This is a genomic window from Azospirillum sp., from assembly GCF_035627195.1.
Taxonomy (GTDB): Bacteria; Pseudomonadota; Alphaproteobacteria; order Azospirillales; family Azospirillaceae; genus Azospirillum.
Window position 1 is genome coordinate 1 of sequence record NZ_DASPMG010000305.1, and the last position, 18,167, is coordinate 18,167.

General features: G+C 63.7%; 21 protein-coding genes. 16 read left to right on the forward strand and 5 right to left on the reverse strand.

Annotated features, from left to right (window positions below):
• Positions 1-334: 334 nt before the first annotated feature.
• On the forward strand, positions 335-3,397 hold the full coding sequence (locus tag VED21_RS27630; RefSeq protein ID WP_324888151.1) for a Tn3 family transposase: 3,063 nt from the start codon (positions 335-337) through the stop codon (positions 3,395-3,397).
• 28 nt (positions 3,398-3,425) lie between these two features.
• On the opposite strand, the gene VED21_RS27635 is transcribed toward VED21_RS27630, so the two are convergent.
• The gene (locus tag VED21_RS27635) at positions 3,426-3,773 is read right to left on the reverse strand and encodes a hypothetical protein (RefSeq protein ID WP_324888153.1); all 348 of its coding nucleotides are present in this window, start codon (positions 3,771-3,773) and stop codon (positions 3,426-3,428) included.
• 309 nt (positions 3,774-4,082) lie between these two features.
• Between VED21_RS27635 and VED21_RS27640 the strand changes: the two genes are divergently transcribed.
• Positions 4,083-5,156 (forward strand): hypothetical protein, encoded by a 1,074-nt coding sequence (locus tag VED21_RS27640; protein WP_324888154.1) that lies wholly within the window; start codon positions 4,083-4,085, stop codon positions 5,154-5,156.
• 205 nt (positions 5,157-5,361) lie between these two features.
• Here VED21_RS27640 and VED21_RS27645 read toward each other — a convergent pair whose 3' ends face one another.
• Positions 5,362-5,670 (reverse strand): hypothetical protein, encoded by a 309-nt coding sequence (locus VED21_RS27645; protein ID WP_324888156.1) that lies wholly within the window; start codon positions 5,668-5,670, stop codon positions 5,362-5,364.
• Positions 5,671-5,805: 135 nt separating this feature from the next.
• Here VED21_RS27645 and VED21_RS27650 point away from each other — a divergent pair, with 135 nt between their 5' ends.
• The 14 genes from VED21_RS27650 (at position 5,806) to VED21_RS27715 (ending at position 13,810) form a co-directional block, all read left to right on the forward strand.
• On the forward strand, positions 5,806-6,405 hold the full coding sequence (locus VED21_RS27650) for a hypothetical protein (protein WP_324888158.1): 600 nt from the start codon (positions 5,806-5,808) through the stop codon (positions 6,403-6,405).
• 303 nt (positions 6,406-6,708) lie between these two features.
• Positions 6,709-7,254, forward strand: a complete 546-nt coding sequence (locus tag VED21_RS27655; RefSeq protein WP_324888160.1) for a hypothetical protein — start codon at positions 6,709-6,711, stop codon at positions 7,252-7,254.
• Positions 7,255-7,281: 27 nt separating this feature from the next.
• Entirely contained in the window at positions 7,282-7,476 is a 195-nt protein-coding gene (locus VED21_RS27660; protein WP_324888162.1) for a hypothetical protein, read from the forward strand.
• Between the two features lie 97 nt (positions 7,477-7,573).
• A complete protein-coding gene (locus VED21_RS27665) occupies positions 7,574-7,984 on the forward strand; it encodes a hypothetical protein (RefSeq protein ID WP_324888164.1) in 411 nt (136 codons plus the stop codon).
• A 24-nt stretch (positions 7,985-8,008) separates the two neighbouring features.
• A complete protein-coding gene (locus VED21_RS27670; RefSeq protein WP_324888166.1) occupies positions 8,009-8,401 on the forward strand; it encodes a hypothetical protein in 393 nt (130 codons plus the stop codon).
• A 10-nt stretch (positions 8,402-8,411) separates the two neighbouring features.
• Complete coding sequence (locus VED21_RS27675; protein ID WP_324888168.1) at positions 8,412-8,696, forward strand: hypothetical protein; 285 nt, start codon at positions 8,412-8,414, stop codon at positions 8,694-8,696.
• A 39-nt stretch (positions 8,697-8,735) separates the two neighbouring features.
• Positions 8,736-9,164, forward strand: coding sequence for a hypothetical protein (locus VED21_RS27680; RefSeq protein WP_324888170.1), 429 nt, complete (start codon positions 8,736-8,738; stop codon positions 9,162-9,164).
• Positions 9,165-9,696: 532 nt separating this feature from the next.
• Complete coding sequence (locus VED21_RS27685; protein WP_324888172.1) at positions 9,697-10,332, forward strand: hypothetical protein; 636 nt, start codon at positions 9,697-9,699, stop codon at positions 10,330-10,332.
• A gap of 32 nt (positions 10,333-10,364) precedes the next feature.
• Complete coding sequence (locus tag VED21_RS27690; RefSeq protein ID WP_324888174.1) at positions 10,365-10,550, forward strand: hypothetical protein; 186 nt, start codon at positions 10,365-10,367, stop codon at positions 10,548-10,550.
• A 49-nt stretch (positions 10,551-10,599) separates the two neighbouring features.
• The gene (locus tag VED21_RS27695) at positions 10,600-11,061 is read left to right on the forward strand and encodes a hypothetical protein (protein ID WP_324888176.1); all 462 of its coding nucleotides are present in this window, start codon (positions 10,600-10,602) and stop codon (positions 11,059-11,061) included.
• Between the two features lie 226 nt (positions 11,062-11,287).
• The gene (locus VED21_RS27700; RefSeq protein ID WP_324888178.1) at positions 11,288-12,628 is read left to right on the forward strand and encodes an IS1380 family transposase; all 1,341 of its coding nucleotides are present in this window, start codon (positions 11,288-11,290) and stop codon (positions 12,626-12,628) included.
• A gap of 115 nt (positions 12,629-12,743) precedes the next feature.
• A complete protein-coding gene (locus tag VED21_RS27705; RefSeq protein ID WP_324888180.1) occupies positions 12,744-12,989 on the forward strand; it encodes a hypothetical protein in 246 nt (81 codons plus the stop codon).
• Complete coding sequence (locus VED21_RS27710; RefSeq protein ID WP_324888182.1) at positions 12,986-13,294, forward strand: hypothetical protein; 309 nt, start codon at positions 12,986-12,988, stop codon at positions 13,292-13,294. The genes VED21_RS27705 and VED21_RS27710 overlap by 4 nt, the downstream gene beginning before the upstream one ends.
• 132 nt (positions 13,295-13,426) lie before the next feature.
• Positions 13,427-13,810, forward strand: coding sequence for a translesion error-prone DNA polymerase V autoproteolytic subunit (locus tag VED21_RS27715; RefSeq protein WP_324888184.1), 384 nt, complete (start codon positions 13,427-13,429; stop codon positions 13,808-13,810).
• 524 nt (positions 13,811-14,334) lie between these two features.
• Here the strand turns inward: VED21_RS27715 and VED21_RS27720 are convergent.
• From VED21_RS27720 to VED21_RS27730, 3 genes are all read right to left on the reverse strand, one after another.
• A complete protein-coding gene (locus VED21_RS27720) occupies positions 14,335-14,661 on the reverse strand; it encodes a hypothetical protein (protein ID WP_324888186.1) in 327 nt (108 codons plus the stop codon).
• A gap of 373 nt (positions 14,662-15,034) precedes the next feature.
• Positions 15,035-17,170: a xanthine dehydrogenase family protein molybdopterin-binding subunit gene (locus VED21_RS27725; protein WP_324888188.1), complete on the reverse strand. Its 2,136-nt coding sequence runs from the start codon at positions 17,168-17,170 to the stop codon at positions 15,035-15,037.
• Positions 17,167-18,165: an FAD binding domain-containing protein gene (locus tag VED21_RS27730; RefSeq protein ID WP_324888190.1), complete on the reverse strand. Its 999-nt coding sequence runs from the start codon at positions 18,163-18,165 to the stop codon at positions 17,167-17,169. Before VED21_RS27730 ends, VED21_RS27725 begins: the two co-directional genes overlap by 4 nt.
• Positions 18,166-18,167: the final 2 nt, after the last annotated feature.

The following is an 18,167-nucleotide window of genomic DNA, read 5'->3' on the forward strand; positions in this document are numbered from 1 at the left end:
AGTACAGCCAAACCGCCGTCGCGATGATCTCGGCGGGATAGCGGTAGCCGGCGTAGCGGGGATCGGGGTGCGTCGTCATGCCGTCCCATACCCCGCACGGCCCGCCCCGGCAAATGGGTGATCAACAAGTTGACGGTGCCCCCAGGAGCATGCTCCCTCCCGTCACGCCAACGGCCGATTGCGTGACACCGGAAACCGGCGTCGTCATCCGGCGCCGAACAGTCACGCAATCGCGTCTCGCAGACTATGACATGCAAACGGTCCGTGAATAGAATAAGTAACAGACCGGGTCCGCCGATGGCGCTCCCGGACCCGCGACCTTGGATTTTCCGCGATGCCCCTGATCCAGGACACCGCCTATCCGCGCTTGGCGGCGTCGCTTGGCATGGCGGAACTGGCCGGCTTCACGCCGACGGCGGCGGAGATGGTCTTCGTCGTTGGCCGCACCCGGCGGGCGGGGCCGCGGCTTGCCTTGCTCGTTCTGCTCAAAACCTATCAGCACCTGGGCTACTTCGTCGCCCTGGCGCAGGTGCCGCCCGCGATCCGCGACCATCTGGCCACCATCGCCGATCTCCGCGGCGCTCTCGACACGCTGCCCGATTACGACAGCTCCACCTACCGCGTCCGCCTCACGGCGGCGGTGCGGGACTTCGTCGGTGTTTCCAACGACGGCCCGACGATCCGCCGCACCGCCGTGCGGGCCAGTGTCGCCGCCGCCCGCGCCCGGGACGAGGCCGCCGACATCATCAACGCCGCCATCGAGGAGTTGGTGCGCCAGCGGCTCGAACTGCCGGCCTTCGACACCCTGCTGCGGATCGCCTTGGCCGCCCGCGCCGCGATCAACCGTGGGTACCATCGGCAGGTTGCCGGCGCGTTGGGCGCCGACGTGCGTGACCGCCTGAACGGATTGCTGGTTCTGCCGCCCGGCCAGACGCGCACCGCCTGGGACCGCGTGAAGACCGAACCGAAGCGGCCGACCCCGCGCCACCTGCAGGATTTCCTGCGCCATCTCGATTGGCTGCGCGAGCAGGGCGCCGACACCGCGGTATTCGCCGAGGTCCCGGACGCCAAGGTCCGCCACTTCGCCGCCGAGGCGCGCTGCCTCACCGCCAACGTGCTGTCCCGGATGGTCGAGCCCAAGCGGTTGTCCGTGATGGCGGCGCTGCTGCAAAACCAGATTGCGCGAACGTTGGACGATCTGGCCGACATGTTCGTCCGGCAGATGCAGAGGATGCATGCCCGCGCGCAGGACGCCTTGCGGCTTCATCAGCTCGAACAGACCGAGCAGGCCGGCGCACTTATCGCCCTACTGCGCGAGACGGTGCTGGCCTGCCGCACCGAGCGCAGCGGCGAGGAACGGCTGGCCGCCATCGAGTCCTTGCCGCTGCCCGATGCCGATACGATCCTCGATCGCTGCGAGGCCCACGCGGCTGCGGCCAGCCACATCCATCTGCCGTTTCTACCCCGCTTCTATCGCGGGCTGCGCGGGGCGTTTCTGCGTTTTCTGGAGATCGTGCCCCTGACATCGACATCGCAGGACCGCAGCGTCGAAGAGGCCATCGCGTTCATGCTGAAGCAGCGGTCCCAGCGCGGCTCCACCCTGCGCGTCGCCGATGACGAAGCGAACGTCGAAGGCCGAGAGCGTCGGCCAAGCCTCGATCTTTCCTTCGTTTCACCGGCCTGGTGGCTGCTGGTCACCGGGCAGAACGGCCGCGATCCGATGCCGACGACCGTGGATCGCCGGACCTTCGAATTGTGCCTGTTCACCCAGGTGATGAACGACCTCCGGTCGGGCGACCTGTGCATCCCAGGCAGTGACGCCTACGGCGACTACCGCGCCCAACTCGTGCCGTGGGAGACCTACGAACGGGAGATCGCCGCCTACACGGAGCAGGCGGGCCTGCCGGCCACACCGCAGGGGATCGTCGCCGCCTTGCGCGAGCGGCTGGCGGCGACGGCGGAGTCCGTCGATGCCGCTTTCCCCGACAACGACCACGTCGAGATCGTGAACGGCGAGCCGGTCTTGAAGCGCCTGCGCGCCAAGCCTGAGGCCGCCGGCGCCGCCGACTTGGAGCGTCAGCTGAAGGAGCGGCTCGCTCCGGTCGATCTGGTAGACGCCTTGGCCGACACCGAGCACTGGCTGAACTGGACCCGCCACTTCGGCCCGATTTCCGGCTTCGACGCCCGGATCGAGCGACCGCAGGAACGGTACCTTGCCACCGTCTTCTGCTACGGCTGCAAGCTGGGCCCATCCCAGGCCGCGCGCTCCATGAAGAACCTGGACCGGCGGCAGATCGCCTTCCTCAACCAGCGGCACATCACCGAGGATGCGCTGGACGCCGCGATCGCCACCGTGATCGACGCCTACGCCGGCTTCGATCTACCGCGGCACTGGGGGTCGGGACGATCGGCCTCGGCTGATGGCACGCAGTGGGATCTCCATCCACAGAGCCTGATGTCCGAGTACCACATCCGCTACGGCGGCTATGGCGGCATCGGCTATTACCTGGTGTCGGACACCTACATCGCCCTGTTCTCCCGCTTCATCGCCTGCGGTGCCTGGGAGGGCAACCACATTCTGGACTTCGTCACCGAGAGCCGGTCGGCTCTCCAGCCCGACACCCTTCATGCCGATACCCAGGGGCAAAGCGCCCCGATCTTCGGTTTGGCTCACTTGCTCGGCATCCAGCTGATGCCGCGGATCCGCAACTGGCAGGACCTGCACTTTTACCGACCGGACAAGGCAAGCCGGTACGAGCACATCGACACGCTGTTCACCGCGACGGTGGATTGGGAGCTGATCGAGACGCTGCTGCCCGACATGCTGCGCGTGGCCCTGTCGGTTCGCGCCGGGCGGATCCGCCCCTCGGCCATTCTGCGCCGGCTCGGCACCTACAGCCGCAAGAACAAGCTGTACTTCGCCTTCCGGGAACTGGGCCGGGTGGTCCGGACGATCTTCCTGCTGAACTTCCTGTCCTCGCTCGAACTGCGCCACTTGATCCAAGCGGCGACCAACAAGAGCGAGCTGTTCAACAAGTATGCTCAATGGACCGCCTTCGGCGAGAGTGGGCTGGTGAGCGAGGGCGTGCGGGACGAGCAACGCAAGCTGATCAAGTACAACCACTTGGTTTCCAACTTGCTGATCTTCCACACCATAGCGTCGATGACGCGGGCCCTGGACCAGATGGCCATCGAGGAGATCGCGGTGGACGCGGACGCTTTGGCCAACCTGAGCCCTTACCAGACCGAACACATCAACCGCTTCGGACACTACACCCTGAACTTCGCGCGTGTTCCCGCTCCCTTGCCGTCGCAGATTGCGGTCCCAGCTCCGCGGTCAGAGGCGCCCTCCGTGGCCATTTCGGCTCAGGATGCACCTCAGCTCGCCGATGTGTGAACTTTACGCAGCTTTGGTTACCGTCCCCCTATACCTCCCGGTCCTCTTCGACCGGCGAGGGGAGTTGGTTCGCCAGGTCCAGCGCGGCGGCGAATGTCAGGGCCTCGCTCACCTCGACCAAGCTCCCGTCGTCGCCCAGCGACTGGCGGCGGACCATCCAGGCCACGTCGTCGGCGCCCGCATCAACCGAGGCGCCTTCGGTGAAGATCCACAGCACGGTGCCGTCCGTCAACTCGCGCTCCCAGACCACGCAGCCGCCGCCCGTGTGTTCGAGGTGATACCCGGCGGCCTGCGCCAGCGCGCGGGTGGGGGCCTTCTCCTCCTCCCTGGCGAGGCGGGCGAGCAGTCGATCGACGGCGGTGTCGCGGCAAAGCATGGTGCTCTCCTCAAGGGGCTTGGCGTGTTCTGTGTCATGTCGCGGCGGCATCAATCGCCCCGGTCGGGACGACGCCGGTCTCGACAGGCGCGCCGTCTAAAGCGATCAGCGCATCGAGCACCTTATCCGAGTGGATAGGAGGCTATCCGTATTCCGGCATTGTAGATATTATGGTAACCAGCCTAAGGTTTAGAAAAGCGTGCGGAGGAAGCGCGTCTTCATTGAACGCACGGAGGCCATTTGTTGGCCCGTCCATTGGAAGTCTGGCTTGCGCTGCGAAGCACGGCAATCAGCGGTAGGAGTAAGGCTATGGACGATTTGCTGCATCTGTTTGACGCGTCGACAAAAACCTACAAAAAGCACGACCTAAACGGGGTTCAGGTTTTTCAGCTTCGCACGGCTCATAACGTCACGTTCTATGTGAATCCCTACACGATTGTAGCAATCGTAGAAGGAGTAAAGTTACTTACCGACATTATCGTTAATGCGAAAGAGATCCTGAATAAGGATCAAACGCAAGAGAAGCTGGATCACATCTCACGGCAGATAGAAGAGGTGAAGGGGCTGATGCTGCAGGTGCTGGATGTGCTCAGCAATCTCGGGAATGTCATTGATGAACGGTTGAAGGTCAATACGGAGGCGTTTGTCAGAGACCGCCTGCTTACGCAGGTGGGCATCATCCAGGATGAGATGCCTGAGATGCTCCGAAGCGGCTCTCATGCGCGTGCCGTGGCAAACGGACTTCTGGAGGTGTTCCGTGAACCTGCCTATCAACTGATGCTCTATGGTGCGACGTCGTTCCAAGCTGTGATCCTTGCGATGGTTCATCACCGCGAATTGTTACGTTTTGCCGATAAGAAACGAGAAACGGTGGTGAATGTCTTTGAGCGTTATGAGCGATATTTTCGTGAGGTAGTGCTCGGGGAAGAAAATGACGGGTCTCTGCCAGCGTTGATCCAAAAGAGTCAAGCAAGCGGGGACGAACTTAAGGCGCAGTTGGATAGGGTGCCTCGCGCCTTCAAGTATGCCGATGATCATTCGTCCGATGATTTTGAAATCTGTGACTATGAAGTGTGGCTTGTCTTTGATGGGGACATAGAGAGCAGTTTTAAGGCCCACAGGGAGCACAGGAATGTTCGGTGTAGGAACCGGGGGCGGGGGGGCAGAGGAGAGATGTCGGTAATCGTTGACCCGCAAAACCTGTTTTACAGTGGGGATGAAGGTTGGGAGCAGCGAATGAAAGCGGAGGTCAACCGGCTCAACAGTTTGCGCAATGCTTATCTGCGAAGCGAGGCCAATGTTCAGGCGCTGACGACGTTGTTGAGCGTAGCGAGAGAAGCGCACGCGGCGGCCCAGCAGTTTCTTCGTGAGGCGCAAGGCTGACCGGGCGGTTGCTGGCATAGGCGGGGGCCGCCGGCGTTCTACAAAGGGCGTCCCCCTCTGCCGTTGCTTGTAAGGTGCTGTGCGGGAGTTGCCCACTGCACGACGCGGACGGCTCGAAGGTCGGCAGGGCGCCGTGCCTCATGCAATTGGCGGTTCTCGGCCATGGTGCTGGTCCTCGTTGATAGGGGCGGCGGTTTCCAGATGGTCAGCCGGCCGTGCCGGCAGTGGACTGTGCCAGGGCGTCCCGACCCAGAGCCGAAATCGTCCAGACGGAATTGTGTACGGGGTACTCGGTCCCACCAACCGCAATGCAATGGCCGGACGGCTCGCGTCGCATCAGGGTCAGGTGCCCATCATCATGCGCGGCCCGAACCACTTGCTGTCGAGGTGCCGACGGGGTGTTGGGCACCCGCTTGGCCCAATCCGGATAGCCAAAGCTCACGTTGGTGCGGAGTTCGGCGCCGGCGTCCAGCGCGCGAAGGAGGGCGATGCGGGCCGGCGACAGGTTGGGCATAGGCGGGTCCTCGATGTCGGGCGGTTGATGGACCGATCAGCGCGCGTTCCGGCTGCGGCCCGTTCCATTCCTTGTAGAGTAGCGAAAACCGTGGTACCTTGCAAACGCAATGAGTTTCACCACACCAAAAAGTCTATGGCTCTCGACCGCGCATACTATCGTCTGACCAAGCGAGGCCCCGCCGACAAGGAGCTGCGCGCCCTGGTGCTGCCGAGGATCGAAGAGGCGCGATTACTCTACGTCGATCCGGTGCCGCAGGTTCGCCCGCGCGTGATGACGGCCGCCCACCTGACGCGCCGCGCTGCCGTGCTGGCCGATCTGCGCGAAGGCGCTGCGCTGTGGGTGCCTGGGCTGGCTCGCCTGGGCTTCTCGGCATTGGACATTCGCACGGTGCTGGATCTGCTGTTTGACACCGGGCGGCGTGCCGGTGACGCACTCACTGGCGTAATCCTGACCGCAGACACACCGCGCTTGGAGGTGGCGGCCCTGGTGGACGAGGCCGAGAGGACGCTAAAGCGCGAGGCCATGGGCCGCGCACGAGAGGAACAGGCCAAGCGCGGCGCCAAGCTAGGCCGCCCGGCCGCTCTTTCGGACGCTGAGCGCCGGCAGGCCGTAAAGGATCTGCTGGAGCGCGACCCGACGCAAACCAGCGCGGCCGAAGTGGCTGGCCGCTGGGGAGTGGACAAGTCACGACTGTATGCTTGGGCGCGGCAGATGCGTCCCGATCTGGAATAGGAGGGCCAGTCCTCGTGATTGTCAGAAATTGCGCTTGCCCTTCGATGAAGCACAAGCCCGCTACCTGGGAGGAGGTCTCCTTTTCCTCGGACAACGAGGAGGCGCTCAAGCAAATCGTAGAGCGAGCATCGGAGCTGGCCCCAGGCAAATGTGGATTTTGGTATGCGTGGTCGAGCCCGAAGTGGTGGATGAAAATATGGTTCGAGCCCGGCTCAGAGGAGGCCGGGCGTGAGATAGCGTCTCGTGCGCTTCTATGCTTTGACCGCGTAGATCATACTTATTCATGAACAGAGAAGCACGGCGATGGGCGAAGCAAAGCGGCGAACCAACCGGCAAAAGCGCATAGTCGTAGGGACATGCAGCGGCTGCACACTGTGCTGCTTCATTCCGGCCATCGAGGATCTCCAGAAGCCGCCGTTCAGCCCCTGCCAGCACATCTGCGACGTCGGATGTGTGATCCACGATGCCGAGGAGAGGCCAGAAGTCTGCGGCGGCTTCCGTTGCCGTTACATCCAGGCGCACGAGCGCGGTATCGATGAGCGCCACATCCTTCCGCACCCGCTGGAAGCTGGCGCCTATGCGTTCGAGCCGCTGGACAGCGGCCTGATGGTGCTGTGCGTCGATCCGGCGCGGCCCTACGCGTGGAAAAAGACCGGCTTGGTGCCGTTCCTGGCCGCCTTCGTCGAAGCGGGTTTCGCGCTCAACATAGTTGATCGTGGTTACAATTTTCCGCTCCGCACCCTGGATCACCTCGGAGAGATCGTGGCCAGAGACTATGTGCAAGGCGCCCGCCTCATGGGTAAGCCTTCCAACATTCCCGGTTATGCCGGTACTGTCCGAGAAGTCTGAGACTTTCTAGCAAGGGAGAATTTCACCATGAGCAAGGCCCTGAACGAGCCTTCGTCGCCGGTCAGCATCTACAACACCGTGCCGGAGACGCCGTTTCCGTTCACCGTCCACCATCACGGTGACCAACTCGGACACGAGCTGGTTATGGGACCGATCGCCGAGGCGATGACGTATCACCTGATGCGGCGCCCCGACGACGCACGGGTCACAGAGCGGGAATAGGAGCGAGGGCGCGACCGTGGCCGATGCGATGGAGATCTATGGCACTTGCCCCAGCTGTGGGAGGCCGGTGTGCGCTGGCATGGTCCGGTGGGCCGGCATGGAGCCGGCCGAGTTCTGGCATGCAGAGTGTCGGCCGCATCGCCGCGATCTGCCGCCCACGTTGGGCAAGCGTCGTCAGCGCACCCATCCGAGCGAGCGTGACATCAAGGCGCCTGACGGCTTCACCCTCGCCGGCCTGCGCCGCGTGCGGGCCGATGGCACCCTGCTGTTCGGCCGGTCGTGGTGGACCTGCCCGGCCGAATGGATCGGGATGAGGGTGTGGGTGCACGTCACGGACTGCCACGGGGCGGAGATCGAGGCTGCGCCGCCGGGCGTGCACATCTACACCGCCCAGATGGATCTGACCACGATGAAGCTGACGCGTGCCGACCGCGCCGACGCGAAGCCGGTCTACCGACGCCCGGAGCACAAGGCATGGGCGGCGCGCAGCGCCAGCCGTGCAGCCTGACTTTCTGGAATAGGAGGCGTCGCCGTGGGGCATGGAGAGTTGTCAATTTCGCGCGTCACGCATGTTGTGGCGTTCCTATATGATCCCGACCCCAGGCAAAGGAGCAACGTCGCGTATCTCATTGCAGCATGCGATGATGAGCATGAATATTCAGTCGGCGTCACGTTGCGACGCCAGGGTCTGGAAATCACCTCCCTGTGCATCAACGGCAACGACGCCTACGGAAGGAACACCCCAGTGACATGGCTGCCTGACTTTCATTGTGCGATAGAGGCAGCCACCCACGCGGCGGCCATGGACGATGGCATGATCTGCAAGGCAATGGGCGGCGAATTGCGTCCCGAGGCCGGGCGGATTCGGCTGGAGGTTACCGCTGCGGCGGGGAAGCCCCTGACAGCAAGCCGCCAAATCCTATAAGGGAGGCATAATGGCCAGGACCTTTATCATCACTGTCGCTCTCATCCTGACCGGTTGCGCCGCTAGCCCTTACGACTTCCCAATGCCTACCGTGCTGCCCGACGGCGGCCGTGGCTTCTCGATGAATGGCATCGTCCAGTTTACGCCGGACGAAGGCGAGGCCAAGCAGGAGATCACCAACCGCTTCAGGAATGCTTGCAGAGGACCGGTGGAGGTCCGTCACCTTGAGATGAACGGTTACAAGGGCCCCCTCAACAGCGGCTTCTATTACAACGCCGTTGCCGCATGCCGCTGAACATTTAGAGACAGCAAATATAGAAATGGAGTGCAAGTGATGGGCAAGACGGTCTTGGTGGGTGCTGGCGCATTGATCTCGACTATGCTGTATGCGACCGGAGCCCAGGCGGTTACCTATTGGTGTCCTGGAGGGGGCATTACGGGGCATCGAGCTGAATATGACGGCGCCATCTTCGCCCAAAAGACCGAAAGCGTAGCTCAGGCAGATATTCAGTATCTTCTCGCCGGCTCAGAGAATGTGATGGTGGCCTATAGAGGGCAGACCGTCAAAGGGGTGGTGCTGAACCGCGGCCCGTCCTACTACACTGTCGCGTATGTATTTGGCGGGGTGCCCTACATGGATACGCTATATCTTAGTGCCGGCGTGGTCTACAGCACCCTTCACAAGGATGGCAATGGCGGTGCGGGCCAAGCGTATCCCGTTGCCACAACGTGGTTTATAAAAGGGTGTCAGCTTGGCGAGTAGCCCTATCGGTCAAAGGAGAAGTTCAGCAAATGCGTACGGCCGGGGCATTCATTGCACTCCTCGGATTGGGCGTGGTCATCATTGGAATGATGATGGATACCACCGTCCCGGTGCCGACCAGCTACGCAACACCCAGTGCTGACGATCTAGCGGTGCACAATATTGGGCTGTTACAGCGCCAATTGTTGATGGTGATCATCGGCGGTGTGCTGTGCTTATCAGGAAGCATTCTCTTCGGTGTGGGTGCTCTTGGCACTAGGCGAGGCAAATCACTCCAGGTTACAGTCCGAAGCCCAGCGGTCCGGCATCAACCTAGTCGGTCGGATGCCTTGTATACAGCGGGGATAGCCCTTTTCACGATTGCGGTTATAATCATCGTTCTGTTGGTATCGCCTCCGTCCGGCCTGCAAGCGTTGCTATGAAACACGCTGCACGCATGACCCGTGCCAGCATCGTAGCGTATCGCACGGCCGTAGACCTCAGCTTGGCGCCTTGGTAGGCGACATTCTCGAAAAGGAGGAAGACCTAGCACATGGCGATGAAACAGCAATGCTCGCTTTCAGCAGCGGCAATCGCGACAGGCTGGGCTCTTGCGTTCGGCGTTCCGGTGGCGGCCGAAAGCGCGGCACAGAGTGTACCCGGCGGACCTCATTTCAGGCAGGCGTTTTGGTACGACTCGATTGAAGACGTGCGTCGCAAAGAAAGCGCACGCTTCCTTGACCATCGAAGCACGGAATTGAATGAAGCGGTGAACCCGCCCGAACCCTTCCGCGCCAATAACTTGCATTATGAAGACAACCTCCTTGGGCTGCCGGTTCGCGTGATCTATCATCACGATCTCCAGTGTAGCAAGTTATATGCGGCCACCTACGTGTTCAATGGAATTCTGCCACATCATCAAATTGATCTGATAATTGAAGCGCTGAGTAAAAAACATGGCCCAGCATCCGGAGATACTTATTTGGGCGGTAAGCGGTTCATCCACTGGCGCAACGACAGACTCTATGTCCGAATTAACGAAGAGGGTGAAATGCACTTGCTGCCAAGCCGTACTGCGATACGATACGAAAACCCTTATTGGTCCTGGGCTGGCGGATTTCTAAAGGGGTGGGAGCCTCAATGCAAGGAGTTGGAGCGGGCTCGCGAAGAAATGCGTAATAAACTCTGAGAGATGTAGGTGATCCAGAAACGGAGCCCGGCATGAAAAAGCGCCCCACCCGCATGTGCACCGTCGAGCGTCAGGGCAGTCGGTTCCTGGTGCTGAGCGCCGGTCGGTGCATCGGCGACGTTCCGATTGCTAGCGATGCCGCCATTGTCGAGGGGCAGGCGTACAAGTTGGCCGAAGATTTTGTAACCGGCCGCATAGCCGATCACGCGTCCATTTAGGGATGGCATTGCAATGCCATTGCCGCCTCGCAATGAGAGAACGTTTTTAGTGGAGGACGAGGTGGCGGCCTCTGTTGCGGCCTACTTTGAGCGCAAAGGCGGCAAAGTCCTTCAACTCTTAACAAAGGGCGCGCCCGGCGCTGACGTTATTATTAAATGGCAGGAAGGTTATTTGGTCATCGAAGCTAAAGGCGGCGGCTCGCAGAAGCCAAGTTCCGCAAGGTTCGGTGAAGCGTTTACCCGATTGAAAATGCAACAGAGTTGGGACGCGGCTGTCGCGCAGCTTCCCCAAATTGAAGGTGGCAAGAAAAGAGTGTACGTTGATGGCAACATGATCCTGCCGGACTATCTCGGAATCGCCGTTCCCGATACGCCGACTTATCGAATGATGTTCGATTGGTGCCGAAGGCGCCTGGAATTCTTGGGGGATGGCGTTTGGTTCGTTGAGCAAAATGGAACTGTCCACGAAGCTCTTGCCCCGCGCCTTGTTCCTGCGGAGAGGCGCGGGTAGATCGATTAACGTCTGATCCAGAAAGTGAGGCCGTCATGTTGAAGGATTGGAGCGCTATGGTGTCGAGCGTCATCCAGCGGGCGGAGGAGAAGATGCGGAGCGACTATCCCGGAAAATTCACCAGAGCTGAAGCTGGGACGGCGGGCGCGAGTCTAAGCCGCTGAATTCGTGTATGATTCTGGTGCTGAAGCAGTCTCACCACGGATCAACGGAGTTCACGCCCGCCATGGCCGAGAGTACCGGGGTTCTGCCCGGCTTGTCACCGGTTGCCGGCAAGCCGGTCATCGCCGCTTTCGATGGCGGCCGTCTCACCTCCGACGCCGGCGTCCTGCTGCTGGCCGAGATCGACCGGCGGCTCGGGATCTGCGAGCGCCTGGCAGGCTGCATCGAGGACCCCCGCGCGCCCAAGCGCATCCAGCACACGCTGGCGGAGATGATCCGGTTCCGCGCCCTGCTGATCGCCGCCGGCTACCCGGACGCCAACGACTGCGACGCCTTGCGCAGCGATCCCGCCTTCAAGATGGCGGTCGGCCGGCTGCCCGAAAGCGGTGCCGACCTGTGCTCGCAACCGACCATCAGCCGCCTGGAGAACCGGCCCGGTCCATTGGCGCTCAAGCGCATGATGGCGGCCATGGTGGATCTGTTCTGCGACAGCTTCGCCACGGTGCCGCGGCGCCTCGTGCTGGACATCGACGACACCGAGGATCGCGTCCACGGCGCCCAGCAACTGTCCCTCTTCCACGCCCACTACGACGGGCGCTGCTTCCTGCCGATGCACATCTACGAGGCGACCACCGGCAAGCCGGTCGCCGTCATCCTGCGCCCCGGCAAGACGCCGGACGGCGCCGAGGTGGCGCTGGTGCTGCGCCACGTCGTGCGGACCATCCGCGCCCGCTGGCCGCGCGTCGACATCCTGGTGCGCGGCGACAGCCATTACGGCCGCCACGAGGCGATGAGCTGGTGCGAGCGCAACCGCGTCGGCTACGTCTTCGGCCTGGGCGGCAACAAGATCCTGCTCGGGCGCGTCACCGATCTGGCCGAAGACGCCGCGATGGGGCGGCTGGCCGGCGAGGCGGACAAGGTCCGACGCTTCCGCGAGTTCCGCTACGCGGCGCGCCCCTGGAAGGTCGAGCGGCGGGTCATCGCCCGGATCGAGGCGTCGGCCCAGGGCACCGACACGCGCTTCATCGTGACCAACCTGACCGGCACGCCCAGGGCGCTGTACGAGACCATCTACTGCGCCCGCGGCCGGATGGAGAACTGGATCAAGGCGCACAAGCTGCATCTCGCCTCCGACCGGACGTCGTGCAGCAAGGCCACCGCCAACCAGTTCCGGCTGCTCATCCACACCGCCGCCTACTGGCTGCTGCACACCTTGCGCGGCTTGGCGCCGAAGGCGTCGTTCTGGCGCGAGGCGCAGTTCGACACGCTGCGCCTCAACCTCATCAAGGTGGCGGCGCGGGTCACCGAGATGGTGACGCGTATCAAGCTCTCGCTGCCGACCAGCTTCCCATACCAGGAAAGCCTTGCGATGCTGGCCGCCCGCACCGCCAAGCTGCCGCCGTGAACGCCGGGGCGGCGTGCCCCCGAATGAACCTCTCCCCGCAACCTTCCAGCCCCGTCATGCCGCGCCGAAGGCGCCACCCATCGACGCGCCTTCGGGCAGCCGTTCCAAAACGCTGGTGAATGATCCGGGCTATCTCGATGTCATCGATGATGTTGTCGCTGGAGAGCTGAAGGCACCGGTCATCGAGGACAAACACGGTTCGCACGATGTGCTGATCTCTGCCCTGGCGCACGTCACCATGACGGTACAGGGTCAGGGAAGCGTCCTGCCGCTTGCTGAGGGCGGCTGGTACCAGCGGGTAGGCGATACCTACACGGTGGCGCCGGGTTTCGCGGCCGCGTGGAGGGCGGCGCGGGGTTGACCAAGAACGCGAGCGGATTCATGGAACTTCAGCGTCACGCCTTACCCCTTATCGTAGGCATCGCCAGCCTTCTGGCGCTGCTCTACCTGATCGGCATTGCCGTAAGCTCCAGCATGGACGCAGTTGGCTTCGCCATCGACCGGGTGCGCTACCCTCAGGATCCGACTCTTCCGTTCCGCCGCCCTGTTGGGCCTCAGGTGCTGGGCTCAGCCGCGGCGTTCTGGTGCGGTGTGGTCGCCGGCCTCGCGCTGCTCTTGTGGGCGTGTGGGCGCGCCGTTGTCGTGTGGGTCTTCGGCTGGCGGTAGGCATCTTTGTTCTTGAAAAGTTCCCCGTCCTCAACATCCTGAATTCAGACCCGCCGGTGTCGGCGGCAGGATGGAGGGGGTGTCATGGGAATGGAGCCACAGCCGGTGCACGCCAGTGCGTGTCCGGTTTTGATGATCGAGGCCAAGGTTTCGGCCGGATTCCCGAGCCCCGCCGCCGACTACGTCGAGGGTCGGATCGACCTCGCGGAGGTGCTGGTTCCGCACCCCAGCGCGACGTTCACGCTGCGAATCAGCGGCCACAGCATGACGCGCGCCGGCATCCACGACGGGGATCTGGCGATCGTCGACCGCAGCCTCACGGCTCGGCATGACGACGTGATCGTTGCCGCGCTCGCCGGCGAACTGACCTGCAAGCGGCTCCTGATCCGCTGCGGCCGGGCCTACCTCGCACCGAACAGCGACGACCCGCAGTACCGACCGGTGGAGGTGACCGGTCGCGAGGACTTCCAGGTCTGGGGCGTCATCACGTCGACGATCCGCTTCCATCGCCGCTGACCGCCATGCGCACCCTGGCCCTGGTCGACTGCAACAACTTCTTATATGGACTGGAAACTGTCTCAAAGAGAAAATATGCTATAATATCAGACGGTTACCGCATGAGACAAGCCCCGACCTGTCTCGCCACGTGTTGCGATCACAATTGCAAACAGCAGGGGCGTGAGGTGAGGTGCGAATTTTCAATTCGCGCCGAGCCGAGCGCAACACTGGTCACGGACTCGCGGACGACGTGTGACGCCTCATTCTTTTTGAGAGCCTAACGCGCTGCTTTATTCTCGCTTTTGACCCAACCGGACGCTCAGTACCACCGAGCGGCCTGTCCGGAATCCACCGTTTAACGGACACGATCAACGATTTTCCGCTACTGCCCCGAATCTACCTGTAGCGAGAGTTCCATCCAAGGGGCGAGCGCGGAACCAGTTAGGCGTCAGAAATCAATGGATCGCCATAGCTGGGCGCAGGCGAGCTTCGGGCACACAGAGGGAGCCCGCTGTCAGCAGGCTCCCTCCACTGTGGGTCGGTTAATTGATGGCGTTGCCGGCTCCGGTGCGCTCGCCGACCTGGGTTGCCGGGTTCGGGGCCGTGTTGTCGAGGCCCAGCATGCCGCGAGCCAGGCGCAGGTACGGCTCAGCTTCGGCTATGTTTCCCTGAGCATACAGGTTCTCAGCGACATTCAGCTGATTGGCGACGGTGCTGCGCCGATCACGCTCCACATCGAGCAGGCTGATGGACTTGGCCTCGTTCAGCTGGGCCTCAAAGCTGCCGGCACTGGTCGACTGGGCGAAGCTGACGCCTGAGGTCAGCACGGTGGCGGTCAGGGCAATCGCGGAAATGCGACGGATGTTCATGAAATTCTCCTAAGCGTTGGTTTCGCCAGAAAAGCGCGGCTGAATATGTTGGATCGGCCGAGCCGTCCCTTCTTCATTGCCATGGCATCACATTATTTAGCTGTGCTGCCTGCGCCTTCTGTTGAAGAGAATTTAATCGGAGCAAGCGCATCCGATTAGCGGCTATCATTTGCATGAGCCTATTAGCCGGGCTCATGAATGCGAGGCAAGATCGTCAGCTGCGTCCTCGGCTTCTTTAGAACTCGCATGGGCCGTTGGCCACGTCAGGCCCGTGGAAAGGATGGAGACGAGGACAGGTTCGGCAAATCGCCAAGGTGGTCCGTCATAATGCTCCTTCGGTGACCGACACTGTGAGTCGGCCCTTTCCGGTCTGTCAGAGCAGCTTGTCGGGCGTGACCGGCAGATCCCGGATGCGCTTGCCGGTAGCGTGGAAGATGGCGTTGGCGATCGCCGGCGCAACGCCCACCATGGCGATCTCGCCGACGCCCTTCACGCCAAGCGGGTTCACGTGCGGATCGTGCTCCTCCACGAAGATCACGTCCATGACCGGCGGGTTGTCGGCGTGGACCGGCACCGCATATTCGGCGAAGTTGGCGTTCGGCACCCGCCCGTTGCGGACATCCACCACGGAATGCTCCATGAGTGCCATGCCGATACCGCCGACCATGCCGCCGATGCACTGGCTGCGGGTCGTCTTCGGGTTGACGATGCGGCCCACCCCATAGGCGCCGACGATGCGCCGCACCCGCGTCTCCCCAAGATCCGGGTCGACGGCGACCTCCACGAACACCGCCCCGAAGGCGTGCATGGAGAACCGCGCGGCCTCGTCGCCGGGCTTCAAGTCGACCGAGGCCTCGACGGGTTGACCGAGGCGGCGCATGGCGTCCATGACGTCGCCGGCGCCGCTACGCGCGAGCGCGTCCTCGCGCGCTTTGCGGCAGACGGCCTGAACGGCACTCCCGACGCTCGCCATGGTCATCGACCCGCCATGCGGGGGCGTTTTCGGCAGCCGGCTGTCGCCGAGCTTGAACGTCACCCGCTCGATTGGCAGGCCGAGAGCGTCGGCGGCCACCTGCGTCATCGAGGTCCAGGTGCCCGGCCCCATGTCGGTCGCCGCGCTCGCCACTTCGGCCGTGCCGTCGGGCAACAGGCGCGCCATGGCGGAGGCCGGCGCGTAGTTCATCGGGTAGGTCGCGGTCGCCATCCCCCAGCCGATCAACCAGCGCCCATCGCGCATGGAGCGCGGCTCGGCGGTGCGCCGGCTCCAACCGAAACGCTCGGCGGCGGCCCGGTAGCATTCCCGCGTCGAGCGGCTTGAGAACGGCAGCTTCTTGAACTCGTCCCGTTCCGGCTCGTTGCGCAGGCGCAGCTCGACCGGGTCGATGTTCAGCGCCACCGCGAGTTCGTCCATGGCTGATTCCAGCGCGAAGATGCCGCTCGATTCTCCTGGAGCCCGCATATAAGTCGGCGTGTGCACGTTCAGCGGCGCGAGACGGTGCCGCGTGTGGACGTTCGGGCACGAATGCAGGAACCGACTCGCGTTGATCAGCGCCTCCGAATACTCCTCATAGGTGGACGTCTCCTGGTGAGCATCATGGATGATCGCGGAGAGACGGCCGTCGCGCGAGGCGCCGAGGGCGACACGCTGCACCGTGTGCGGGCGGAAGCCGACGCCGTAGTACATCTCGCGTCGTGACAGCATCAGCTTGACCGGCCGCCCCGCCACGCGGGCACCGAGGGCCGCCAGCGTCACATGCGGCCATGTGCGCAGGGATGAACCGAAGGCGCCGCCGACGAAGGGGGACACGACGCGGACGTTCGCTGCCGGAATGCCGAACACGGAGGCGATCTCCTCGGCCGTGTTGTGCACCCACTGCGTCTTGTCCCAGAGGGTCAGCCGGTCGCCCTCCCACGCGGCGATGGTGGCGTGCATCTCGATCGGGTTGTGGTTCTCGCGCGGGATCACATAGGTCTGGTCAACCCTGACCTCCGCCGCCGCAAGGGCTCCTTCGGGATCGCCGCGCCGCGTCTCCGGCGGCCGGCGCTCGCCCTGGTCCGTCTTCTGCTGGGTGGGCATAACCGGCTCGATGCGGCTGATGTCGGTGGCCGCGGTTTCCGATGCGTAGGTGACGCGCAGCAGCGTCGCCGCGTGGCTGGCCTGTTCGAGGGTATTGGCAATCACGAGCGCGATCGGTTGCCCCTGGTGGTTCACCCGGTCGCCCTGAAGCACCCGCAGGCGCTCGCCGACATCCGGATCCACCAAACCCTTGTGTTCGCGGTAGGCGAGCCTCGGCGCGTTGCGGTGGGTCAGGACGGCCAGAACGCCGGGCGCTCGTTCCGCCGCCGCACTGTCGATGGACGCGATGCGGCCTTTCGCAACCGTGCTCCGCGCGATAACCGCGTGCGCTTGCCCCGGCATGTCGAATTCGGCGGCGTAGGTGGCGCCGCCGGTGACTTTCTGGCGGCCGTCCACGCGGCTGACGGGCTGTCCAATGAGGGCGCTGGTCATGCGCGGGCTCCCACGGTTTCGACGGCACGCACGATGGCGCGCTGCATGAGGACGATCTTGAAGTCGTTGTGTCCCCGCCCCTGCGCGCCATCCGCGGCGAGCGCCGCGGCGGAGCGGAGCGCCGCCGGGTCGAGGCTGGCCCCAGCCAGCGCCGCCTCGACGCGGGGAACGCGCCACGGCTTGGTTCCGACCCCGCCCAGGGCGACGCGGGCCTGCCGGATGCGGGGACCGTCCATATCGAGCGCCACCGCCGCCGACACGACCGCGAACTCGAAGGAGGCGCGGTCGCGCACCTTGAGGTAATGCGAGCGGCGAGCGGTCGGGTTCGCCGGCACCGTGATGGCGGCGACGACCTCCCCGGGCTCGAGAACCGTCTCGATGTGCGGCGTGGCGCCGGGAAGGCGGTGGAAATCGGTGAGCGGCACGGTGCGTTGCCCGGCGGCGCCGCGCACCTCGACCGCCGCGTCGAGAGCGACCAGCGCGACGGCAAGATCGGACGGGTTGGCGGCGATGCAGGTCTCGCTCGTGCCGAGCACCGCGTGCCAGCGGTTCTCGCCCCCGATGGCGGCGCAGCCGGACCCCGGCGCCCGCTTGTTGCAGGCGGCGTAACCGACATCGCGGAAATAGGGACAGCGGGTCCGCTGGAGCAGGTTGCCGCCCATGGTCGCCTGATTGCGGACCTGCGGGCTCGCCGAGTTCAGCAGCGCCTCGGCAATGACGGGAAATTGCTCGACCACGGCGGGGTGGGCCGCCACCTCCGCCATCGTGGCGGCGGCGCCGAGCCTGAGTCCCTGCGGACCAACCTCGATGCGGTTGTCGAGAAGACCGGCGAGGCTGACCAGCCGCTCGGGCCGGCGTACGTACTCCTGCAGAAGCTGCACCATATCGGTGCCGCCGGCGATATATTCGGCGGGGGCGTCGGTGCGGCCGGCCTGGGCGCGAAACCCGAGGGCGGCGGCTAGGTCGCGTGGGCGTTCGAGGGTGAAGGGGTGCATGG